The sequence below is a fragment of the Martinezella sp. CNPSo 3795 genome, assembly GCF_057784475.1.
The window spans coordinates 156,275-178,287 of sequence record NZ_JBXSOQ010000001.1 but is presented as its reverse complement, the minus strand read 5'-3'; the positions used below and the strand labels follow the sequence as shown (position 1 = coordinate 178,287).

General features: G+C 59.9%; 19 protein-coding genes and 2 pseudogenes. 16 read left to right on the top strand and 5 right to left on the bottom strand.

What is annotated here, in order from left to right; translation table 11 throughout:
• Positions 1-91 precede the first annotated feature (91 nt).
• The 13 genes from AC13QY_RS00870 to AC13QY_RS00810 all read left to right on the top strand — a co-directional run bounded on the left by AC13QY_RS00870 (position 92) and on the right by AC13QY_RS00810 (position 12,686).
• On the top strand, positions 92-1,162 hold the full coding sequence (locus AC13QY_RS00870; RefSeq protein WP_145634765.1) for a LacI family DNA-binding transcriptional regulator: 1,071 nt from the start codon (positions 92-94) through the stop codon (positions 1,160-1,162).
• On the top strand, positions 1,126-2,133 hold the full coding sequence (locus AC13QY_RS00865) for a substrate-binding domain-containing protein (RefSeq protein ID WP_145634761.1): 1,008 nt from the start codon (positions 1,126-1,128) through the stop codon (positions 2,131-2,133). The genes AC13QY_RS00870 and AC13QY_RS00865 overlap by 37 nt, the downstream gene beginning before the upstream one ends.
• A 174-nt stretch (positions 2,134-2,307) precedes the next feature.
• Positions 2,308-3,801, top strand: a complete 1,494-nt coding sequence (locus tag AC13QY_RS00860; RefSeq protein WP_145634758.1) for a sugar ABC transporter ATP-binding protein — start codon at positions 2,308-2,310, stop codon at positions 3,799-3,801.
• The gene (locus AC13QY_RS00855) at positions 3,794-4,828 is read left to right on the top strand and encodes an ABC transporter permease (RefSeq protein WP_145634755.1); all 1,035 of its coding nucleotides are present in this window, start codon (positions 3,794-3,796) and stop codon (positions 4,826-4,828) included. The genes AC13QY_RS00860 and AC13QY_RS00855 overlap by 8 nt, the downstream gene beginning before the upstream one ends.
• A complete protein-coding gene (locus AC13QY_RS00850; protein WP_145634752.1) occupies positions 4,821-5,879 on the top strand; it encodes an ABC transporter permease in 1,059 nt (352 codons plus the stop codon). Before AC13QY_RS00855 ends, AC13QY_RS00850 begins: the two co-directional genes overlap by 8 nt.
• The gene (locus AC13QY_RS00845; RefSeq protein WP_145634749.1) at positions 5,876-7,255 is read left to right on the top strand and encodes an FGGY-family carbohydrate kinase; all 1,380 of its coding nucleotides are present in this window, start codon (positions 5,876-5,878) and stop codon (positions 7,253-7,255) included. The genes AC13QY_RS00850 and AC13QY_RS00845 overlap by 4 nt, the downstream gene beginning before the upstream one ends.
• Positions 7,256-7,295: 40 nt before the next feature.
• Positions 7,296-7,952 (top strand): class II aldolase/adducin family protein, encoded by a 657-nt coding sequence (locus AC13QY_RS00840; RefSeq protein ID WP_069610444.1) that lies wholly within the window; start codon positions 7,296-7,298, stop codon positions 7,950-7,952.
• Positions 7,953-8,039: 87 nt separating this feature from the next.
• The gene (locus AC13QY_RS00835) at positions 8,040-8,315 is read left to right on the top strand and encodes a ribbon-helix-helix domain-containing protein (RefSeq protein WP_095437326.1); all 276 of its coding nucleotides are present in this window, start codon (positions 8,040-8,042) and stop codon (positions 8,313-8,315) included.
• Positions 8,302-8,646: a type II toxin-antitoxin system RelE/ParE family toxin gene (locus tag AC13QY_RS00830; RefSeq protein ID WP_113350820.1), complete on the top strand. Its 345-nt coding sequence runs from the start codon at positions 8,302-8,304 to the stop codon at positions 8,644-8,646. Before AC13QY_RS00835 ends, AC13QY_RS00830 begins: the two co-directional genes overlap by 14 nt.
• 177 nt (positions 8,647-8,823) lie before the next feature.
• Entirely contained in the window at positions 8,824-9,498 is a 675-nt protein-coding gene (locus AC13QY_RS00825) for a response regulator transcription factor (protein WP_113329383.1), read from the top strand.
• Positions 9,495-10,946 carry a sensor histidine kinase gene (locus AC13QY_RS00820; protein ID WP_113350821.1) on the top strand — a complete coding sequence of 484 codons (1,452 nt, stop codon included), beginning with the start codon at positions 9,495-9,497 and terminating at the stop codon, positions 10,944-10,946. Before AC13QY_RS00825 ends, AC13QY_RS00820 begins: the two co-directional genes overlap by 4 nt.
• A 223-nt stretch (positions 10,947-11,169) precedes the next feature.
• Positions 11,170-11,760, top strand: coding sequence for an ankyrin repeat domain-containing protein (locus AC13QY_RS00815; RefSeq protein ID WP_210248388.1), 591 nt, complete (start codon positions 11,170-11,172; stop codon positions 11,758-11,760).
• An 89-nt stretch (positions 11,761-11,849) separates the two neighbouring features.
• Positions 11,850-12,686 carry a bifunctional allantoicase/(S)-ureidoglycine aminohydrolase gene (locus AC13QY_RS00810; RefSeq protein ID WP_113350823.1) on the top strand — a complete coding sequence of 279 codons (837 nt, stop codon included), beginning with the start codon at positions 11,850-11,852 and terminating at the stop codon, positions 12,684-12,686.
• A gap of 83 nt (positions 12,687-12,769) precedes the next feature.
• On the opposite strand, the gene AC13QY_RS00805 is transcribed toward AC13QY_RS00810, so the two are convergent.
• From AC13QY_RS00805 to AC13QY_RS00795, 3 genes and pseudogenes are all read right to left on the bottom strand, one after another.
• On the bottom strand, positions 12,770-13,726 hold the full coding sequence (locus AC13QY_RS00805; RefSeq protein ID WP_113350824.1) for a pilus assembly protein TadG-related protein: 957 nt from the start codon (positions 13,724-13,726) through the stop codon (positions 12,770-12,772).
• Positions 13,727-13,953: 227 nt separating this feature from the next.
• A complete protein-coding gene (locus AC13QY_RS00800) occupies positions 13,954-15,348 on the bottom strand; it encodes a tetratricopeptide repeat protein (protein ID WP_371864855.1) in 1,395 nt (464 codons plus the stop codon).
• A gap of 117 nt (positions 15,349-15,465) precedes the next feature.
• Positions 15,466-15,687, bottom strand: a pseudogene (locus AC13QY_RS00795) (winged helix-turn-helix domain-containing protein); the annotation flags it as partial.
• 450 nt (positions 15,688-16,137) lie between these two features.
• Between AC13QY_RS00795 and AC13QY_RS00790 the strand changes: the two are divergent.
• The 3 genes and pseudogenes from AC13QY_RS00790 (at position 16,138) to AC13QY_RS00780 (ending at position 19,388) form a co-directional block, all read left to right on the top strand.
• Positions 16,138-17,091 (top strand): hypothetical protein, encoded by a 954-nt coding sequence (locus AC13QY_RS00790; RefSeq protein WP_186450328.1) that lies wholly within the window; start codon positions 16,138-16,140, stop codon positions 17,089-17,091.
• 121 nt (positions 17,092-17,212) lie between these two features.
• Positions 17,213-17,646 (top strand): annotated as a pseudogene (locus AC13QY_RS00785) (dioxygenase); the annotation flags it as partial.
• A 275-nt stretch (positions 17,647-17,921) separates the two neighbouring features.
• Positions 17,922-19,388, top strand: coding sequence for a glucosamine inositolphosphorylceramide transferase family protein (locus AC13QY_RS00780; protein WP_113350826.1), 1,467 nt, complete (start codon positions 17,922-17,924; stop codon positions 19,386-19,388).
• Here AC13QY_RS00780 and AC13QY_RS00775 read toward each other — a convergent pair.
• Together AC13QY_RS00775 and AC13QY_RS00770 are read right to left on the bottom strand one after the other, a co-directional pair.
• Positions 19,341-20,483 (bottom strand): glycosyltransferase family 4 protein, encoded by a 1,143-nt coding sequence (locus AC13QY_RS00775; RefSeq protein WP_113350827.1) that lies wholly within the window; start codon positions 20,481-20,483, stop codon positions 19,341-19,343. The two genes, AC13QY_RS00780 and AC13QY_RS00775, sit on opposite strands and share 48 nt — an antisense overlap.
• A complete protein-coding gene (locus AC13QY_RS00770) occupies positions 20,480-21,892 on the bottom strand; it encodes a lipopolysaccharide biosynthesis protein (RefSeq protein ID WP_488492667.1) in 1,413 nt (470 codons plus the stop codon). Before AC13QY_RS00770 ends, AC13QY_RS00775 begins: the two co-directional genes overlap by 4 nt.
• Positions 21,893-22,013 lie beyond the last annotated feature (121 nt).

Sequence of the window (22,013 nt, the reverse complement as noted above, 5' to 3'; positions counted from 1 at the left end):
TGACACCGCATCTATGCTGGTATAGCTTACAATAAAACGTTTCACCAGGATTTTCGTATTATCAATCTGAGATTGTTGAAGGGAGGGCAGAATGTCGAAATCGCGAACCCCTTCCATCAAGATGGTGGCCGACAAAGCAGGCGTCTCGGTAGCGACCGTTTCGAACGTCCTCAATGGCAAACCCACGGTCTCTCCGGATTTCGCCAGGCGCGTGAACGACGCGGTGCGTGAGCTTGGCTATGTCGTCGATCTCGGCGCATCGCGGCTGCGCTCGCGCAAGGCACAGCTTGCCGGTGTCGTGGTGCCGGATCTCACCAATCCGATGTTTGCCTCCTTCGTTTCCACGCTGGAGCATCTGGCGCGCCTCGACGATTACGATCTGGTGGTCGTCTCCGCGCGCAACAATGCCGAGGAAGAGGCCGACCGGCTGCGCAAGATCCGCTCATGGCGTCCGGCCGGCCTGATTGTCATCCCCTGTGATGGCGCCTTTGCGGAACGCTTGCCGAACGGCTTCTTTGCGCCGGTCGTATTGGCCGACCGTATACCCGACGCGGCCGGCTTCGATTTGATCGCAGTCGACAATGGCCCGGCTGCCGGCGCGATCGCCGCCCATCTCGACAGGCAGGGTTATGGTGATTGCCTGGTTCTGGGCAGCAGCCTTTCGATCACCAATGTTCGCGAACGCTGGGAGGGCGTGCGCGCTGCGGCCGGCCGTATGCATGTCGAAATGCTGGAAATCGGCATAGACGATGCCAATGGCGCGCAGCGCCTTGAGGGGCGTCTGCGTCAGCGCCCTTTGCCTGGCGCGCTGTTTTCGCTCGACCACGGCACGACGCTTCTGACGTACCGCACCATGGCGGAGATCGGGCTTTCGGTGCCTGGCGATCTCGCCTTTGCGAGCTTCGACGAGATGGAATGGATGAGGCTGGTCGCACCCGGCATTACGGCGGTGCGCCAGCCCGTTGAGGAAATGGCCGAGCAGGCCTGGGCGCTGTTGTTGCGACGTATGACCGGCTCCGGAGGAAAGCCGGTTACGCGGCGCCTGCGCTGCGCCGTCGAGATCCGCGGTTCGACGCCGCGGAGCCCGCTTGAGGAGGCGGGTAACACGAAACTGGGAGGAGAAAAATGGAAGTTACAAGACGAACCCTACTCGTCGGAATAGGTGGAGCTGTCGTCGCCGGCACTCTGGGCGGCACGATCGGCGTCGCACAGGCGGCCGAGCCGCAAGTCGGCGTCGTGGTCAAGATTGGCGGCATTCCATGGTTCAATGCCATGGAAGTCGGCATCAAGAAGGCGGCACCGGAATACAAGGCCAATGCCTGGATGGTCGGGCCGACGCAGGCCGATGCCGCCCAGCAGGTGCGTGCGATCGAAGATCTGATCGCCCGCAAGGTCGCTGTCATCGGCATCGTGCCGAACGACTCCGCTGCCCTCGATCCCGTTCTCGGCCGCGCGCGGGCCGCAGGCATCAAGGTGCTGGCCCATGAAGGGCCGAACCAGAAGGAAGCCGATTGGGACTTCGAGCTGACAACCATCGAAGGCTATGGCCAGGCCCATATGGACCTGCTTGCCAAGCAGATGGGCGAAGAAGGCAAATATATCGTCTATGTCGGATCGCTGACGGTTCCCCTGCATAATGCCTGGGCCGATGCCGCGATCGCCTATCAGAAGCAGAAGTACCCGAAGATGGAAATGCTCGGCGACCGCTTCGGCGTGGCCGAGAGCCTGGATGACAGCATCAAGACCACGCAGGACCAGCTTCGCGCTCATCCGGATCTTAAGGGCATCCTGACATTCGGCTCGCAAGGTCCGATCGGTGCGGCGCGCGTTCTCGACGATCGCGAAAAGGCGAAGTCGATCGCGCTCGTCGGTGGCTTCTCTCCGGGGCAGGGCGTCAAATACGTCAAGTCCGGCACCATCCGCGGTGGCTTCATCTGGAATCCGATGACGGCGGGCGAAATCTTCGTTCAGCTCGCCTCCCTGCTGGCGGCTGGCAAGGAGCCCACCGACAATATGGAGCTGACCGGCGTCGGGAAGGTGCGTGTCTATCCAGACAAGAAACTCATCCAGGCCCAGAAGCTCGAGTCGCTCGATAAGGAAAATATCGACCGGCTCGTAGCGCTTGGTCTCTAAAGCATTTCCAGGAAAAGTGCGCAGCGGTTTTCCGTCCGGAATGCGTAAGGAACCAAGAGGATAGAGCTTTTCCGCGATGAGAAGAGAAGCGGAAAAGTTCTGACAGTTCCTCCCGAGGGCCGGCGGCAGGCTTCAAGCCGCCGCCGGCCGATTCATGGCAATCGGAGTGGATCGATGAGCGATGAAATTCCGTTTCTGCGTTTGACCGGACTGTCCAAACGGTTCGGCGGCGTGCGGGCATTGGAAGAGATCGACTGGGACGTGCGGTCCGGCGAGATTCATTGCCTGGTCGGCGAAAACGGCTGCGGCAAGTCGACCCTCATCAAGGCCGTAGCCGGCGTGCATCCGCCTTCGGCGGGTATGATCGAGATCGAGGGAAGGCCGGTTCTTCCGCTTGATCCAGCACGCGCCAAGGCTCTGGGAATTCAGGTGATTTTCCAGGACCTGTCTCTGTTTCCCAACCTGTCCGTTGTTGAAAATATCGCCATCGAAAGTCATCTCGACCGGCTGGTAAAACCGGTCAACTGGAAGCGAATGCGGGAGAAGGCAAGCGCTGTCCTTACCAGGCTTGGTTTTGCGCTCAACCTCGATCTCGTGGTTTCCGATCTTTCGGTGGCCGAGCGTCAGATCGTCGCGATCGCACGCGGCCTGGCAGCCGAGGCGCGATTGATTTTCATGGACGAACCGACAGCGTCGCTGACGCGGGCCGAGGTCGACCGCCTCTTGGGGATCGTCGGACGGCTCAAGGCGGACGGTATCGCCGTCGTCTTCGTTTCCCACCGGCTCGACGAAGTCGTCGAGATCGCCGAGCGGGTCACTGTCATGCGCGACGGCCGCAAGGTCGGCACCTGGCCCGCCGATCAAATGAATGAAAAGAAGATCGCTCATCTGATGACGGGGCTCGATATCGATCACGCGATCGTTGCCCGCAATATGGGTGAGGCGGCGCCTATTCTGGAAGTCCATGGTCTGTCGCGCCGTGGTGAGTTTGCCGATATCGATTTCACTCTGCGCCGCGGCGAGGTGCTCGGCATCTCTGGATTGCTGGGATCGGGCCGCACCGAGCTTGCACTGACGCTGTTCGGCATGCATCGGGCCGAAAGCGGCAGCATTCGTCTTGAGGGCAGGGAGCTTGTGCTTCGCTCCAATCGTGATGCCGTACGCGCGGGTATCGCCTATGTCTCCGAGGATCGTCTGAGCCTCGGCGTCATCCTGCAGCAGTCGATCGGCGACAACATCATGCTCGCGATCATGCGGGGCATGGCAAACCGGCTGGGGCTCATTCCCGATAAATCCCGCAGGCAACTCGCTGAGGATTGGATCAAGCGGCTCGCCATCAAGGTTCCCTCGGCCGATCGTGCCGTGCAGACCCTTTCGGGCGGCAATCAGCAACGTGTCGTGCTGGCGAAGTGGCTTGCGACGCGGCCGAAGGTGCTGATCCTCGATTCTCCGACAGTCGGCGTCGACATCAAGAACAAGCAGGGCATCTATGATGTGGTGGCCGAACTGGCGCGCCAGGGCGTCGCCATCATCCTCATTTCCGACGAGGTCTCCGAGCTCTTTGCGACCTGCGATCGCATCCTGCACATGCGCGCCGGCCGCATCGTCGGCGAAGCGGTGCCGGGTGACGTCAGCGAGGCCAACATGAAGGAGCGCATCTATGCGTGAGCACAGTCAAACGGCTGGACCATCCTTTATCGTGCAATTGAAGCGGCGTCCCGAAGCGTGGCTTCTGGCCGTCATTGCCGGGGTCGTGATCGTCTTTTCCCTGACGGCGCGCGATTTCCTGACGCTCGCCAATATTATCGATCTGCTCGAAACCTATTCCGTGCAGGCGATCATGGCGATGGGCCTCTTCGTCGTGCTGGTTTCGGGCGGTATCGACATATCCTTCGCGGCGACCGCCTCCGTAGCGCAATATTGTGCGGCACTGCTGGCAACGCAGTTCGGCTTCTCCGCGCCCATCGTTATTGGTTTTGGCCTGGCGATCGGCGTTGGCCTGGGCTGCCTGAATGCACTTCTGGTTCATTATGTACGCATCACATCGATCATCGCCACGATCGCCATGATGAGTGTCAGTTTCTCGCTGCTGATGTATTTTTCCGGTGGCAAGTCGATTTATACGTTGCCGGATTGGTGGACGAACCGCATCGTCTTCTGGCGCATGGAAACGGCATCGGGCGATATCGTCCGCGTGACGTTGCCGATCGTCGCCATGGTGGTGGTGACCCTGTTCACCTGGGCATGGATGACGCGCTCATCGGTCGGGCGGCAGCTCTACGCAATGGGCGGTAATGCGGAGGCTGCACGGCGCATCGGCATGAACATCGGCCGGCTGCAATTCGTCGCCTATGGCTATCTCGGGCTGATGGCGGCGGTTGCCGGCCTGCTGCAGGCCCATCGGGTCGGCGAAAGCGTGCCCAACGCCATGTACAATACGGAACTTGCGGTACTGTCCGCCGCTGTCCTTGGAGGTGCCAGTCTAACCGGCGGCATCGGCACCGTGCCCGGCGTGCTGCTCGGCATCGTGCTTCTGGCCGTGCTGCAGAATGGGCTCAATCTGCTCGGCGTCTCCTCCTATTTCTTCCAGATCGTCATCGGCATCACCATTCTGGTCTCGACCTCGATCACCGTCATCAGCTCGCGACCGGGCCGCCGCCATCGCATCATCGCGGGAGCGTCGTCCAATGGCTGAGCCTCCGCTTCTCTATAACATCAACAACAGCCTGGCAGACCTGATGACGCGTATGCGGACAGGCATTCCCGGTGCCCACACCGGGCTTGTCGTCCTTCTGGTCTTTCTGGTTGCCGGCTTCTCCCTGTTCATTCCGAATTTTGCCTCACTCGGCACGCTGCAATCCTTCATGTACCAGCTGCCGCTGCTGGGCCTTCTGTCCCTGGCGATGATGGCGCCGTTGATTACGGGCGGCCTCAATCTGGCGATCATCGCGACGACCAACCAATGCGCGCTGCTGATGGCCTTCATCATGCAGAGCCTGATCACGTCTGATAGCGGCACGGGAGCGGCGCTCGCCGTGATCATACTGGCGCTTCTGGTCGGCCTTGTGCTCTGCCTGCTCATCGGCCTTATCACCGGCACGCTCATTGCCTATACCGGCGTTCACCCCATCCTCATCACGCTCGGCACGAAATCGCTGATCGACGGTATCAGCATCTATCTGACCCGCGGCATGGCACTGTCTGGCATACCGGAGGGCTTCAGCCGCATCGGGACGACGACGATAGTAGGAGTGCCGCTGATCTTCCTGCTGCTGATCGTGGTTGCTGTCATCGTCAGCCTCATATTGCGACGTACCGCCTTCGGCATCGCCTGCGCCATGATAGGTTCCAATATTGAGGCGGCGCGCTATTCGGCGATCGATACGCGCCGGGTTCTGGTTGGCGTCTATGCCATGTCGAGCCTGATCTGCTTCTTCGCCGCCCTGGTCATGCTGGCAACCTTCAATTCGGCAAGCGCGGATTATGCGCAATCCTATCTGCTGGTAACGATCCTTGCGGCTGTGCTTGGCGGCGTCGATCCCTTCGGCGGCTTCGGCACGGCCGGCGGGTTGATGCTGGCGCTGGCGATCCTGCAGGTCATCTCCTCTGGTTTCAACCAGTTCGGCCTCAGCAATTACCTGACTGTTGCGATATGGGGCGGCATTCTCATCTTCGTCGCTGCGGTTCAGACGGCTCGGCCCTACCTGATGTGGCTGCTGCCGACACGTTTCTTCGGTCCAAAATGAGCATCGTTGCGGTTTTCGACATCGGCAAGACGAATGTGAAGCTGTCGGCGGCAACGGATGACGGCCGCGTATTAGAAACGCTGTCGACGCCGAATATCGTGAAGGATGGTCCGCCCTACCGCCATCACGATCTCGACAGTCTGGAAGACTGGCTCATCGATAGCCTGACGGAGCTGGGACGCAGGCACGATATAGGCGCGATCGTTACCTGCGCACATGGGTCCGGCGGCGTGCTGGTCGACGGACAGGGTGCTGCAATGCCGATGATCGACTATGAGCAGCCGATCCCCGCAGATGTCGATGCGCGGTACAGGTCAATTGCCGGCTCCTATCGCGAGAGGGCAAGCGCCATCATGCTGGGCGCGGCGCATCTCGCGCGGCAGATGTTGTGGCAGGAAATGTATTGGCCGGAGACCTTTGGCGCGGCCAGCGCCTATCTCGCCACGCCGCAATATTGGGCGTTTCGCCTGTCCGGCGTGCTGGCAAGCGAGGTGACGAGTCTGGCGGCGCAATCTCATCTGTGGGCATCGGCCGATGGCCGGCCGGCATCGCTCGTCGCAAGCCGCGGATGGCAGCGTCTCATGCCGCCGATGCGGCGGGCATGGGAAACGCTCGGCCCGTTGAAGCCTGAGCTTGCTGAGCGATGCGGCCTGAAAGCGACGACGCGTATCCTATGCGGCGTGCATGATTCCTCGGCCAATCTATACCGTTATCAGGCGGCCGGTCTGTCTGATTTTACCGTTGTCTCCACAGGCACCTGGATCGTTGCATTGAGCGATCGCGGCGATGTCGATTTCAGCGTCGAGCGACCCGGCCATTCCTGCAATGCCGATGTCTTCGGAAACCCGACGCCCGGTATGCTGACCATGGGCGGTCGGGAATTTTCGACCGTCGCCGCAAAGGCTTCGGGTCCCGCCTCGTTGCAGGCCCTTCGGAGGATCGTGGCTTCAGGTACCTTTGCACTTCCGACATTCGGCTTGGACGACGGGCTCTTTCCCGGCACGGCCCACCGCGGCCGTCTCGAAGGCCCGCTTGCGGAGGAGGAAGGCGTCCGGTTCACGCTCGCAGTGCTCTATTCGGCGCTGCTGACAGCCGCCTGCATTCAGGACCTTCCGCCCACGGAGACGGTCGTGCTGGACGGCAATTTCGTCGTCGATCCCCTTTATGGCGCCATCGTCGCGGCCTTCCTGCATAATCGACGCGTGCTCGTCAGCCGCAGTACGACCGGAACGGCGACTGGCGCCGCCATGCTGGCATCCCATGAAAAGCGTGCCTCACCTGCAGCGCTGACGGCCGAAGCACCCGATATCTCCAGCCTTCCCGAACTTTCATCCTACCGGCACCGCTGGCAAACCCAGATCAAGACAATGGAGTGAGATCGTGACGACTTATGACGACAATGCCCTGCGCGAAGACATGGTGGCGATCTGCCGCCGGATGAACGCATCCGGCATCAACCAGGGAACGGCCGGCAACGTTTCGGTGCGGAATCCCAAGGGATTTCTGGTCACGCCAACCTCTCTGCCCTATGACATGATGCAGCCAAAAGACCTGGTGCAGATGTATTTCGATGGCAGCTACGAGGGCGAGCGCCGGCCATCGTCCGAGTGGCGATTCCATCGCGATATTCTCGCGTCCCGCGAGGATATCGATTGCGTGCTCCATTGCCACTCGGTTTATGCGACCACGCTCGCCGTACACCATAAGACCATTCCGAGCTTTCACTATATGACCGGTGTAGCGGGCGGCACGACGATCCGCTGCGCTCGCTACGCCACCTTCGGCACCCAGGCGCTTTCGGATGCTGCGATCGAAGCGCTGCAGGATAGGCTAGCCTGCCTGCTCGGTCAGCACGGACAGATCTCGCTCGGGAAGACGCCGGCCGCCGCCCTTGCGCTTGCCATCGAGGTCGAAACCCTCTCCCGCCTTTATGTGCAGGCGCTGACACTTGGCGAGCCGCCCATTCTTGACGACGAGGAAATGGCGCGCGTCATCCAGCAGATGAAGAACATGAGCTATGGACAGGCGCCGGATTTGGATGGGGTCAACGATGTGGCAAAGCGGCGGCAATAATCCCTCGCCGCCTTCAATCGTCTCGCCGCGAAGTCTTGACATGTGTGCGACTGAGTAGCACCTTAGGCTCCTGAAGGAGATTATCCCGTGAGCGTCAAGTCGTCGATATCGTTAACCGATCAGCAGGATGCATTTGCTCGCTCGCTTGTCGAGACGGGCCGCTATTCCAGCCTGAGTTCGGTTCTCCAGCAGGGCCTGGAACTGCTGCGACAGAAAACGGAAGCGGAAGCGGCCGAGACGGAAGGGCTGCGCAGGCTCATTCAGCGCCGCGTCGACGGACCGAAGATTCCGGCTCAGGACATGGAAGAGCGGATCGAGAGCATGATCGAACGCAAACGGCGAGCTCTTCGTGTGGAGCCTTGAATATTCCAGGGATGCCGATCTCGATTTCGAACTGACCTTCGATCATCTGTTTGCGGCCTATCTCGATCTTGGAGACTCGTCTGGGGAAGCTCTAGAGCGCGCGGCCAGCCGTATTCGTGAACTCCGTCGGGAAATCGATCGGTTGGTCGAGACCCCATATATCGGAACATTGCGGCCGGATATCTATCCTGGCATCCGTTTCCTGCGGCGCGACAAGGCAGCCGTCTGGTTTCTGCCGATCGAGGAACGCAAAACGATCGTTGTTGCGGCGATTTTTTTTGGCGGTCAGGATCATATCAGGCGGATGCTGGCGCGCATGCTGCAGCGATAAGGCTTCAATTGTCTGCTCGAATGGGGTTTCCGGCTTCGAGCAGGGTCATTTCTTATTGGTTGCGACCCATTGGCTCCATCCTGATGCCACTTCCGCAATCTGCGTGTAATGTAGCCGCAATCTTTGGCTGTCAGTGGGGGCGAAGGATGGCAATCGCCGTCCTTTGGGGAAAAGTCATTGCGAATTCTGCTGCTTGAGGATGAGCCCGAAATGGCCCGCGCGCTGCTTGAAGCGTTGCGGCGTCGCGATGTGCTCGCCGACCATGTCCGAACGATTGCGGATGCCGATGCCATGGCCCGCGTTGGAACCTATGACGTCCTCGTGCTGGATCGTCGCCTGCCTGACGGCGAAGGACTGGATCTCGTGGCGGCGCTGCGTCAGCGCAAGCATCCCGTCCCGATCCTCGTGCTGACGGCGCTTGGCAGCGTCGATCACCGCGTCGACGGGCTCGACAGCGGTGCCGACGACTATCTTGCAAAGCCTTTCGCGATCGAGGAATTGCTGGCGCGCTTGAGAGCTCTCCAGAGACGAGGGCCGACGGTTTCCGACAGATATCTGACTTTCGGCAATCTGAGCGTCGATCCGCGCACCAATGAGATCGTCGTCGGCAGCGCGCTCGTCGAGTTCCCGCGACGCGAATATCTGGTGCTGGAGACGCTGATGCGCCGTCCGAATCGCATCGTGACGAGACCGAACCTGATCGAAGCGGTTTACGCCCTTGAGGACGAAATCGGATCGAACGCTCTGGATGCGCATATCTCGCGCATTCGAAAGAAGCTGCTTCTGGCCGAAGCCACGGTCGAGATAAGAGCGGTGCGGAACATCGGCTATCTGATCCGGGCGAAGGCATGAACCCGGAACGCAGCCGATCGCTACGCTGGGGACTGATAAAACGCCTGATCGTCCTGCAGGCCTTTCTTCTTGTTCTTTTCTTCGTCCTTCTCGTTGCCTGGCTCTGGATCATCAATCCGGAGCTGGAAGATGCCAATGAAGAGGCCGTTCGCGTTGTCGCTCAGCAGATTACAAGGGATGATGACGGGCAGTTGCAGGTGGCCGAGACGCAGGAGGTGATAGAGCTGAAGCAGCGCTATCCGGACCTCTGGTTCATGATCCGCGACCATAAGGGAGTACTCTTCCAATATGGAGAGATGCCGGCCGCCGCTCTCAACGAGAGCTTTCCGTGGACGATCGAGCGAATCAGGGTCGAAGCCGCCAACGGCGTGCATGCCACGGTCGAAAACCGGGAGACGTCCATCGGCCAGCTGCAGATCATGGCGGCTACCGAACGCGGCTTTGACAATGATGGCTTGAATGTGTGGATCAACATGCGTGTCGAGATGGCCAGGGGACCCCATGGCGAAATCGAATGGCTCAAAGTATTGCCGGCGCTTGCATTCGTCACCTTGATCGGCGTCGTTCCCATACTGGCATTGACGGGCGTCGCGACGCTGCTCGTCACGCCACGTGCCGTCGGCCGGTCGTTGAGCGGGCTGGTGGAGACGGCAACGCAGGCGCAGGCGATCGATTTCGACAGCCGTTCGGCCCGCCTCGAGCGCTCGAAGGTGCCGACCGAGATCATCCCTCTGGTCGACGCGTTCAACCATGCCCTCTCGAAGCTGGATGAAGGGTATAACAGGCACAATCGCTTTCTTGCCGATGCCGCCCATGAGCTGCGGACGCCGATCGCGATTGCACGGACACGGGCGGACCTTCTGCCCGATGCCGAAATCAGTCACCAGCTTCGGGACGATATCGACCGGCTGTCCCGCGTCGCCCATCAACTCCTGGAGATGCAGGCGATCGGCGTGGTCGAATTGCGTGCAGAGAAGAAGGATCTGAATGTGCTGGTCGAAACCATCGCCGCCGATCTTGCGCCGATTGCGATGGACGCCGGCTATGATTTCGACTTCGAGCCGAGCCCCGAGGAAGCGGTCTTCGTGATCCAGACCTCGACGATAGAAATGGCTGTGGTCAATCTGATCCGGAATGCGATCGACCATGCCGGAGGGAAGGGCTCGATCGTCGTTCGCGTCGGCGCCGGCGGCACCATCGATGTCTGCGACGAAGGTCCCGGCATACCGCTGGCGGAGCGCGGTCGCGTCTTCGAGCCGTTTCGCCGCATCAATGCCAGTTCATCCGGCGCGGGGCTGGGGTTGAATCTGGTCAAGAAGGCCGCCGAACTGCATGGTGGACGGGTTTCGTTTCTAGACACCGGCCATGGTTTTTGCGTGCGGCTGCAGATCGGCTCCATACCGCCGTCGGTCGTGGTGGCGGACATGGGCTGGCGACAACAGCGCTAAATGTCGATCCTAAATCGCGGATGCCGGCTATTGCAGCGCAAAATCCTGAAACTGTTTTTATTTTCTCAGCGGTCAGGGCTCGGATATTTGATTTTCCGACGCCGGGTTCCCTGCTAGGTTTCGGGGAGAGGCACCACCGGGATAAGGCATGTTGAAACTTTTATTGTCGGCTTTGTTCTTCCTGACGGCTGCCTGCACTTCTTTTCTTGCCTTCGGCGACACGATGGATCTTCGACTGCATAAGGCTGCCGCAACCGGTGACGTCGCGGCCATCCAACAATTGCTCGATAGCGGTGCCGCCATCGAGGCTCGGGATGCAAAGGGCGCAACGCCGCTGTTGGTCGCGACGCACGCCAACAGGGTGGACGCCGCGCGAGCATTGATCGAGGCGGGTGCCGACGTCAATGCCAAGGACGATATTCAAGACAGTCCCTATCTCTATGCCGGCGCTCGCGGCCATCTGGATATTCTCAAGCTGACGCTCGCGCATGGGGCGGATCTCGAGAGCATCAACCGCTATGGCGGCACGGCGCTTATTCCCGCCTCCGAACGCGGTCACGTCGAAGCCGTCGACACGTTGATCAAGGCGGGTGTCAACGTCGATCACGTCAACCGGCTGGGGTGGACTGCCCTGATCGAGGCTATCATTCTCGGCAATGGCGGTTCGCGTCATGTTGAGATCGTCAGGCTGTTGATAGATGCAGGCGCAAACGTCAATCTGGCCGACAATGACGGCGTGACGCCGCTGCATCATGCTCGTAGTCGCGGGTATGATGGGATCGTGAAATTATTGGAGGTGGCGGGGGCGACGTAACGAGACGTTCCGACTTCCGGCACTATGCAATACCACGGGGAGGCACATGCCTCGGTCTCCCGAAACGATGAGAATGAAGGGCTTGGACAATGGAAAGAAAATACTATTCCTCTCTTGGCGGCCATCCGCCGCAGAGCGATCTGCTGACGGGGCGGGCCGTATTCACGGAGGCCTATGCGGTCATCCCCAAGGGAGTGATGCAGGATATCGTCACCAGCTATTTGCCCTTCTGGAACGATACGCGCTGCTGGGTGATCGCAAGGCCGCTTTCGGGTTTTGCCGAGACCTTTTCGCAGTATGTCATGGAAGTGGCGCCGGGCGGCGGCAGCGACCGGCCGGAGCAGGATGCCGAGGCCGAAGGCGTGTTGTTCGTTGTCGACGGCGAGATCGAACTCACCTTGCCCTCCGGCAAGCATGTTCTCCAGCCGGGCGGCTATGCCTTCCTGCCACCGGGCCTGAAATGGTCGCTGCACAACCGCTCCGGCGCTCATGCCCGTTTCCACTGGGTGCGCAAGGCATATGAGACAGTCGAGGGGCTGGCTCATCCTGAACCGCTCATCTTGAACGAGAAGGATATTACGCCGTCCGCCATGCCGGGCACGGAGGGGCGCTGGGCAACGACCCGCTTCGTCGATCCGTCCGACCTGCGGCATGACATGCACGTGACGATCGTCACTCTCCAACCCGGTGCTGTCATTCCCTTCGCGGAGACCCATGTCATGGAGCACGGCCTCTATGTGCTGGAAGGCAAGGCCGTCTATCGCTTGAACCAGGATTGGGTCGAAGTCGAGGCCGGCGACTTCATGTGGTTGCGCGCCTTTTGCCCGCAGGCGTGCTATGCCGGCGGTCCAGGTCCGTTCCGCTATCTGCTCTATAAGGACGTCAATCGCCATATGGCGCTTCGTCCCTTCGGCGCGCGCCGTTAAGCCATGCGGTTTTGCGACAAGCTCGGCGCCCATGGCGCCGGCTTAGGGTCATCGATGCGGCCGGTCGTCAGCTTGCCGTCGCATCAGTTCGTGAGGCGCACGGCATCGCCGTCGGCCGAGGAACATTGCGACGAGATCGTATAGAAAAAGTCCTGTCGATCCCAACCGCCGCCATCTTCCCAGGCGTGCTTTTGTGCGGCCTGGCAGCCGAAATAATTCTCGATCGGCAAGGTGACGCCTTTGGGAAGTTGGCTGCCGTCGACGAAGAGATAATTCGACGTATTCGGATCATCTGTCCGCAGGGTCAGATCGTATTTTGTGCCGGCCGAGTTCTTGCTGTTGCAGTTCACGGCGTTGTTGTTCGAGATGGTCGCGGCCTGGCCAGGTGGACAGCCATCATCTTTGACGTCCATCTGCAGTACGAGCTTGGTATATTGGCCCAGCGTAATCGGGCCGGACGGGACGGCCGTCATGGTGCCCTGGCCACCGTTGTTATGGGTTGTCGGCTGATAGGTTACGGTGCCGACCACGGTTTCGGCCGTTGCATTGGGTCTGACGACACGGATCGTGATGACTTTGTAGTACCATCCTTGCGCCTGTGTCGGGGTGATGGTCACGATGTCAGGCTTTGCCGGCGCCGTGGCTTGGGAGTTCACGCCGATGTCGACGCTGTTGATATTGACGATGCGCATCAGATTTGTCGGCACCGCTCCGGTCAAATTCACCGAAAGGATGCGTCCGTTTGCCGTGATAGTATAGCTAAGGTTGGCAGGTGTCGTGTCCGCGTAGGCGGTGATGAAGCGTGTGGCTTCTGCCTGCGCCGCGGCAAGGTTGGTACCATCGAAGATCTTGCCGCCGGCCAGAGCGGCACCATCGGCGATTTCCTGCAAATTCGTTCGCTGATGTACCGCAGATGCGTAATCCACTGCCAAGCCTGCAGCTGCAGCCAGCGGGACTGCGATCAACGCCGTCAATGTCGCGAAATTGCCAGCACGATCCTTTGTCAGGCGGTCAAATCGCCGCAAAAAGCGAGTGCTCATTATTCCTACCAGAAAAAAGCCTGAACTTTGGTCGGAGAATGGGCAAAATATATAAAGACGTGGTTTAGAAGGAGACTCAAGTTGTAGCCATAGGCAGCATTTTTATGCTGATGTTCAGGTGGAAAAGACTTTCTGATACTTTGATGATGCTGTGTCTACGGGGATTTATCTAGGGTAGATATTGAGCATCTCGGCAATCTGCGGCACGCATTCGCCATACATTCTCGTCAATTCGGGTCGTCTGGTTTTTGCGCTTCGTCGTCAGCCGGCAGGCCGAGATCGATCAGCGTTTGGCTGATGTCCCGGCGCGCTGCGAGGTAGATCGGGCTGGTATTGCGAGCGGGCAGGGCGATATTCGCGGCTGTCGAGCCTGGCCTTAGTTCCAACCCCTTCGCCAGAGCTAGTCTGGCTTCGTCCGTTCGGCCCAATCGTTGATAAGCGGTCGCCAAAAGCATATGCGCCCGGCCCGTCCCGGAGGTGATCGCGATGGAGCGTTGCAGCCATCCAATGGCATCTTCATTGCGATTGAGAAGGATATCCGCCCATCCCGCGCCCAGCAGCCAGGTCCAGCGAGACACTGCCGGCGTGTCGAAGCGGTCCGCCAGCTCGAATGTCGCAAGCGCATCTTCGAAACGCCCGAGCTGGATCTGCGTCAGGCCCAGCTGGAAGAGCGCCGCGCCATCCCACGGGTTGAGGCTCAGCGCTCTTGCGCAAGTCACAAGGCTTTCGGAAAACTGGTTGGTTGCGGTCAGGAAACGGCAATAGGTGTCGAGCACCGGCAGAGAGTTCGGTCTTGTTCGTAGCGCGTGCTCGATCAGGAATCTTGCCTCGTTCTCTGCTGACCTGCTCTCGGCCGGATCATACCAGTCGAGCTGAATGCCGCGCAGATGCAGCGTGGCAAGCGCGATCTGCAGATCGGCATTATCAGGCTGATCGCGCAGATATTTTTCAAGAATCGATCGTGCCGTCGCGAAGCGTTCCTTCGTCGTCTGATTGATTGACGCGGTTGCCTGTTGGATCGCGACATTGGCGGCGCCGGCTTGGGCTGCAGGGCTACCTGCTTCTTCGAGTTTGTTGAGACGGTTGGCAACATCGTAGCCGGCTCCCGCAGCGAGCCGTGAGGCAAGGCGCTGCCCGTCGGCTTCGGTGGCATCCAGCGTCACTTCGGCGACCGATTCGATCTCGCGGCTGCTCACCTTGATGAGCCGTGTTTGAAGGATCCAGGATTCCGGGCTTCTTTGCAGCTCACTCTGCAAGAGAAAATCGGTTTCGCCGCCAACTCCGGATGTGGGTTTGGCGGCTGCCGCCGGGCTCTGTTCCTTCGGCGCTATCAGACGGATATTGTCGATGGCGGCGAGGCCGTTGATCATCTCCGCAGCGATGCCCTGCGCCAAAACGGCGCTCTGCGCATCGCCAACAGTATCGATAACAGGCAGAACTTCGATGACCGATGGCCCCGCTCCCAAGACCTTGCCAAGGCGAGAGGAAAACAAAGCGAGGCCAATGACGACGGCGATCATGCAAAGCATTGCCAACGCGCCGAGCGCCAAAACCTTGCGCGACCCGCGTCGACCGGGTGTCCCAGCACCATTCGCCATGACACTTGTATCGGAGACCGGCATATCCGGTTCCGCAGGCTGCGGTGCCGAACTCTCCTGCCTTGTGGTTACCTGAGCGGTGAATAGATAACCACGACCAGATACAAGCTTGATCATATGCCGCTCAGTATCACCGAGCGCCGTGCGGATTTCACGAATGCATTGAAACAGGCTGTTTTCCCCTACATAGATCCCGGGCCAGACAGCTTCCATCAGTTCCTGTTTACCGACAACGCGCCCGTTATTCGCGACGAGGAGTTTCAGCAGTTCAAAGGTCTTTGGGCGCAGCCGGATCGCGGAACCGTCAGGCCTGTGAAGCTCGGCACGATCTGGATCGAGACCGAATCCAGCAAAATAAAACACCTGCTCCCAATGATCCTCAATTGTACCATTTAAAATATGACGCAATATAAAGAGAGCTTTGCTCGACAGTCAACGTGCCGACGCCGCTATCGAGAAAGGGATGACGCCGCTTGCTTCGTCGCGCGGCAAGTTCAAACGGAATTGGCTAAGTGCCAGTTTTTGCAACAAAATCATCAATATCAGAAAAATATCAGAAAATATCAGAACCTTGGCATGGCCTTATCAGGACCTCGCCGCCTGCTCCGACTATTATTTGAATAGATAATGAAAAATTACGGCGGTTATTCATGATGTGAGAGGAAGTGCTCAATATCGGCAAGAACTGTGGGGATATTCTTTGTTGCAACCCGCGCTTCTTCCGATTGCGCATTCCTCACAAGCATGATTGTCCCGGAACGGCATAGCAATGGCCTGGACGCCAGCCAGTCGGCAATCTTGAGAGAGCTTTCCATGGGAAAGGTGCTTGATTTTCTGGTGCAGCGGCCGGCAGGTGAGGCGGACGGTCTGTTCGAGCCGGTGGTATTTTCCCAAGCAGTCTTACTGTTGGCCCGTAGTTTCGTTGCGGTTCACGAGGCTTCGCCGCGAACTGCAGCACTTTTCGCAACACAGCAACGCTGGCTCCTCTGCCATGCAGCACTGGGAAATTACTTTCGAACAATTCGCGAGTCCGGAGCAGGACTAACCCGGCGGGGTCTAGGAAATCTCGCTCTGCAATATGCGATCGCCAGCCGCAATACGGCCTATGCTTTCTTTGACGAAGCCTTGCAATATGATGTCGTTCGCCCGATCGTCGCTGCCAATGGTCTGCCATCGGAGCAGGTAGCGCCGGCGCCGTTCATACTGGAGATGCTGGCCCACTGGTATAGCGTACATTTTCAAGCTCTCGACCTCATCGGCGGCGGCGGCAGGACGGCCAGATTCCACGCCGAGCCGGAAAGCCTGCTGGCATTGGTGCAGCCGATTGCGGCGCACGCACTTCTGACGAGTCCCGCAATACGCAGCCCCGGTCCGCTCTATACGATCTTCACCTGGGCGGATGCCGGCGGGCTGCTGATGGACCGGCTGATCGCCGGAATAGAGCCTGAGATGCTGGCGGGACAAGACAAGCTCCTGACGGATGTGAGCTCGATTTCCTATCTGGCTCAATCATTCGGTTTGTCGCGAGCCCATACCAGCCGCAAGCTTGCCGCGGCGGAATCGATCGGAGGCGTCGGCTGGAGTGGCCGGCGTGGTCGCTCTCGGCTGTGGATCTCGCGCGGCTTTTATGAGGAGTATGCGCACGCGCACGCCCGCAAGCTGCTCATTCTCGATGACGCGTTTACCAATGCCTTGTCGGCTCTGGTGCCTACCTCCGAAAAATCGGTGGTGATCGCGGATGGAGAATTGACGGAAGAGTGGGCCTGAAAAGGTCCTTGCCATCCAAAGACAATTCCAAGGCAGCTTTGTCTTCGGCATGTTGGCCGCCGTCGTCACAGATCCCCAGATCTGACAGGCCACGGTATCTTCACGGTGTTGACCGGCATCGGCGGTGAAGGAGCTGGAGCCGACACAGGACGAGTGGATGGAGGCAATCTTCTTCCCCACCCGCACCGGCCATACCTGCACCGACTGGCGGCAGGAATTCATCCTGCTATCGGATGTGCTCGGCGTCTCGATGCTGGTCGACGCGATCAACAACCGCAAGCCGTCGGGTGCATCGGAAAGCACTGTCCTTGGCCCCTTCCATGCCGCAGATGCCCCGGAATTGCCGATGGGCGCCAATATCTGCCTCGACCAGAAGGGCGAGGACATGGTGATCAGCGGCCGCACATCCATTCCGATGCGGTGTTCGGTGTCAAGGAGAGCCTGCTTGCCGAGTTCAAGCTCACCGAAGATCCCACCCGCGCCAAAGACCTGGGTTTCCGGGGCGCGTTCTGGCAGGTCGAGCACGATTTCGTGCTGGCGCCGGAGCGGAAGTGAAACTGAAGCATGTCGCGCAAAAGTGTGCAGCGGTTTTGCGACAACGACATGCACAAAATCAAAGGCCTAAAGCGCGGGAAACGACTCTGAAAGATCGCGACGTTCCACCATGGGTGCTGCGGTCGTCCGAATTTACTTACGGAAATTTTTCTTGACCGGTACTGACGTGCAATTCTCCAATACAACCTTAGAATAACGGGAAAGTAAGCTTTCCCGAATAAATGTAGTTCCCAGGCCTCAGAAGCTTCGCCGATGCTGCGGCGGATGGGAGCGTCATGCCATCGATCGATATCATCGTGCCGAAGTCCGCGCCTCGCCGCTGGCAGGAGATCGTGATCCGGCGCCTGCAGGCAGACGGCCACGACATTGCCGTCTCGCACGCAGCCGGGCCGGAAGTGTGGCCGGCAGCGGTCAATGCCGCTTTGGCTCTCGAGCGAACGATCTTCCGCCGGCGCGATCCGGCGCTTGCCGCTCCTCTATCGGAAATTCCCACGAGTATTCGCATTCGCCCTGCTGCATTTCGGCTGGATCTTGCCGGCAATGCTGCGCCATCGGATATTCCGACCATCACGTTGCAGTTCGACGGATCGCGGTCGGACCTCTCGGTCCCGATATCCGTCGCCGCCGGCGCCTTGCCCGTCATCGAAACCGTCCTGGATGGAAAGAGGGTGATAGGCCGAGCGCGGCCGATGATCGACAAGCGGGAATCCGCCTCGCTTGGCGTCGAAGATGTCTTGGCGCGTGCTATCACGCTTGCCGTTTCCACCGTTCGTGCCCTTGCCGAAAACCGCCTCGCTATGAACGAACCCGTGTCCACAGCGCCTGAAAATCCCGCTGCTGGAATGCTGGAGTTTGCATCTTCATATACGGCCCGCGCCCTGCCACGCCTGGGTCGGGAGGTGATACGGCGCGCACGTTTTCGTCATGCGCATTGGCGCGTCGGCTATCGCTTTACCGACGGGCCGGGTGTGGCAAGCACCTGTGGACTCGGCGAAGGCTGGTCGGTGCTGCCGGATGCGGGAGACCGTTTCTATGCCGATCCCTTTCCCTTTCAATGGCAGGATCGTTTCTTCCTGTTCGTGGAGGATTATCCGCACGCGACCGGCAAGGCAGTCATCTCGGTCGTGCCGTTCGATGCTGCCGGGAAGCCCGGAGAGCCGCGATGCGTGCTGGAAGAGCCTTATCATCTCTCTTATCCGCAAGTCTTCGAACGCGACGGCGCAATCTGGATGCTGCCTGAAGCAAGTTCGGGCGGAAAGCTCGTCCTCTATCGCTCCATCCAATTTCCGGATCGCTGGGCCCCCGAAGCCGTACTCATCGAAGGCGAGATTTCCGATGCGACACTCCTCGAGCATGGTGGCCGACTCTGGCTGTTTGCGACTGACCGCGATGGTTATGGCAGCACCTCCGATACGCTCGCGGTCTTCCATGCACACCGGCTTGCCGGCCCCTGGACACCGCATATGTTGAACCCGGTTCTCATCGATCGTCGCATGGCGCGCCCGGGCGGCGCCTTTGTCCGCGAGTGGGATGGCATCTATCTGCCGGTCCAAGACGGAACGCTCGGCTACGGCGGCGGGCTCGGTATCTCGCAATTGCTGGAGCTGGATGAAAAGACGGTTCGACTGTCCTCGCCCCGACCCATCGCGGCGCATGGTGATTGGCCCTATCCGAAAATCCATACGCTCAATCGCTCAGGCCGACTGGAGGTTATCGACGGGATTGCAGCCGTGCGGAAGTGAGCGGGAAGGAAGCAGCGCTTCGTAGCCGGCGCACATGCGCGCCGGCGAATATTGTTCCTTCAGCTGCCGTCCGGCAGCGGCAAGCCGAGCTGCAAGCTCGGGCCTGGCGATAAGTTCAGCAAGTCCATCAGCCATGCCCTTGGCATCGGCTTCGACGAAGAGCGCTGCAGCTTCGCCATCATCCGTGGTCAGCACTTCCCGCAGGACATCGAGCTTGCTGGTGACCACCGGCAGTCCGGAAATGGCTGCCTCGACGGCGGCAAGGCCAAAGGTTTCCGTCAAGGACGAAAAAGCATAGGCGTCTCCCGTTGCGAGGAATTCGAAGATACGCGAGGGAGGCACCTCGCCGACGAGATGCAGCCTGTCGGCGATGCCATTGTCCTTAGCAAAAGCGACGATCGCATCCTGCTCGGGGCCGGTGCCGGCGATAGCGATATGAATGTCGGGCAGATGGGCGAGGGCACCGACGAGCGCGATCTGGTTTTTCGATGGCGCCATGCGGCCAGAAGAGACGGCGAGCCATGCCTCTCGGGGAAGGTCAAAGGCGGCGCGCGCCGCTCCCTTGTCGAAGGCGGCCGAGGGTGCGGAAACGCCATGGTCGATGCGTAATGTCCGCCGCCGATAGGCTTTCGGGAAGGTGTCGAACTGTGCCTCCGTCCAGCGCGAATTGACGACGTTGGCATGATAGGCGCCGAGCGTGCCCATCAACTTGTCAATCTGCGTCAGGATCCCCCTGACGCCTCGGGTCTGGGGGGCGCCGCTCTGGTTTGCGATGATGAGGTCTGCACCGGCGAACCGCGCGCCGATGGTGCCGAAAATATTGCCGTAGTGCTGGAAGGTGATGACCACATCCGGCCGAGTCTTGCGCAGATAACCGGCAAGTCCGATGGTGGCCCGCATCTGGCCGAGCACGCCGCGCGGTGGCGTGGTGAGGATGAAATCAGCGTGCGGATCGCCGTCGTAGACTTCGGTTTTCCTATACATGAAGACTGTCCGCACATCATGGCCACGCGCGCGCAGTCCCTCGCCGACCATATCGGAAATCCGCTGTGCGCCACCCGCTTCTGCCTGGGTCTGGACCTGGATGATTTTCATGAGCGGCCTTTCAGGAAGGAGCGAGCGGCAAGCGCGTCTTCGCCGGCAAGAAAGCCGAGGATTGACGGGTTGATGCCGATGGTGCGGCGCGCGATGAACACGGCGGTCACGCACCAAACGATGATCGTACCGGCGATGGCGAGCGCTGCGCCGATCGGGCCGAGCCAATAGGTCAGCACCGCCGTTGCACAGAGCCCGAAGGTGTTGACGATAACAAGCAGCTTGAAAAGCGCGTGCTGGAGGCCCGTCAACTGCATGAGGATTTCGGTCGGCCCGCAGGCGGTGCCGATGGTCGCGCCGATGCCGAAGATAATCAGCGTCACCTGCATCGTCGGCGTGGCATAGGCGTGATTGAAGATCGACAGGATCAGGTTGCCGAAGACCAGGAAGGATACCAGTACGCATAAGGCGATGATGAAGCCGCCCAGAGCTGCGAGACTGGTGATACGCTGCACATGTGCCCTGTCCCCAGTGTAGAAGGCGGCCGAGATCTGCGGCGCCAGCGCCTGGTTGATGCCGTTGAGTGCGAGGACGACCAGCCGCATCGTTCGATCCGCGACGAAAATCGCGCCAGCGGCCCCTGGGCCTAGAATGGCCGCGACAAGCAAGGTGCTCGCCTGGCTGAGCGCAGGCGGCAGCGCCGTGACGCCCCAGAGCCCGAACGTCACCGTCTTGAATTCATCCTTCTGTTCTGTCGTAAGCGGGCCGCGCTGCGCGCGCATCGTATCGCGAAAAAGCACGAATGTTTGCGGCGCGATCATGAGGAGCAGCAACCCGGCTGTCAGGTAGGTTGCGGTAACCGCGCTCATCCTCATCTGCATGAAATGGGCAAGCACGAAGACGGGGATTGCTACTGCCCGCCAAATGACATCGCGTGGCAGCAGGGCGAAGATGAGCGCATTCTTGGCGCGAAGGGCGCAGGCGACGAATTCCGACCAGCCGAGCGCGAAGGCCAACACCATGGTCGCCACGCAGATCGCCAGCCATTCGGGCGTCTGTCTGCCGGCGAATGGCAAAAAGCCGATGACGAGAATGAGCAGGCTGAAGCTCGCGAGCCCCATCAGTGCGACAAGGATGGAACGGGCCATCATGCCGTTTGCCGAATTCAGATCGTTATTGCCGGCATATTGCGGCCAGAACCTGAGCACTGCGCTTTGCTGGCCGACGATGGCGAAGAAGGAGACCAGGCTCGCTCCGGCATAGGCGGCGCTATAAAGACCGAACTGCCGCTCATCGGTCGTCATGGCGACGGCGACGAACATCAGGAACGAAAGGCCGGCACTGGCGAGCTTGATGGCACCGGCAACGGCGCCGCTCCTGGCAAGCGCGCCGATCGACAAGCGCAGGTTGCTCGCAGGCGGCGGCGTTTCGGCTGATATCGTATCGCTGCTGCCAGCTTTCTCACCCAACGCCCTGATCCTGTGTTGATTGCTGTCGACCGAATGGTCTGCAATGCCTGAAATAGAATGTATCTCTAATATCGTAAGTACTGATGCTTACGCCAGAATGAAGTCGCAACATGGTTACTTG

Bases quoted from the DNA above. Each gene is read 5' to 3' on its own strand.
- AC13QY_RS00805 (WP_113350824.1), bottom strand. From the start codon at position 13,726: ATGAGCACTCGCTTTTTGCGGCGATTTGACCGCCTGACAAAGGATCGT.
- AC13QY_RS00780 (WP_113350826.1), top strand. From the start codon at position 17,922: ATGCCATCGATCGATATCATCGTGCCGAAGTCCGCGCCTCGCCGCTGG.
- AC13QY_RS00870 (WP_145634765.1), top strand. From the start codon at position 92: ATGTCGAAATCGCGAACCCCTTCCATCAAGATGGTGGCCGACAAAGCA.
- AC13QY_RS00775 (WP_113350827.1), bottom strand. From the start codon at position 20,483: ATGAAAATCATCCAGGTCCAGACCCAGGCAGAAGCGGGTGGCGCACAG.
- AC13QY_RS00800 (WP_371864855.1), bottom strand. From the start codon at position 15,348: ATGCCGGTCTCCGATACAAGTGTCATGGCGAATGGTGCTGGGACACCC.
- AC13QY_RS00855 (WP_145634755.1), top strand. From the start codon at position 3,794: ATGCGTGAGCACAGTCAAACGGCTGGACCATCCTTTATCGTGCAATTG.
- AC13QY_RS00790 (WP_186450328.1), top strand. From the start codon at position 16,138: ATGGGAAAGGTGCTTGATTTTCTGGTGCAGCGGCCGGCAGGTGAGGCG.
- AC13QY_RS00860 (WP_145634758.1), top strand. From the start codon at position 2,308: ATGAGCGATGAAATTCCGTTTCTGCGTTTGACCGGACTGTCCAAACGG.
- AC13QY_RS00850 (WP_145634752.1), top strand. From the start codon at position 4,821: ATGGCTGAGCCTCCGCTTCTCTATAACATCAACAACAGCCTGGCAGAC.
- AC13QY_RS00845 (WP_145634749.1), top strand. From the start codon at position 5,876: ATGAGCATCGTTGCGGTTTTCGACATCGGCAAGACGAATGTGAAGCTG.
- AC13QY_RS00840 (WP_069610444.1), top strand. From the start codon at position 7,296: ATGGTGGCGATCTGCCGCCGGATGAACGCATCCGGCATCAACCAGGGA.
- AC13QY_RS00865 (WP_145634761.1), top strand. From the start codon at position 1,126: ATGGAAGTTACAAGACGAACCCTACTCGTCGGAATAGGTGGAGCTGTC.
- AC13QY_RS00815 (WP_210248388.1), top strand. From the start codon at position 11,170: ATGGATCTTCGACTGCATAAGGCTGCCGCAACCGGTGACGTCGCGGCC.
- AC13QY_RS00810 (WP_113350823.1), top strand. From the start codon at position 11,850: ATGGAAAGAAAATACTATTCCTCTCTTGGCGGCCATCCGCCGCAGAGC.
- AC13QY_RS00820 (WP_113350821.1), top strand. From the start codon at position 9,495: ATGAACCCGGAACGCAGCCGATCGCTACGCTGGGGACTGATAAAACGC.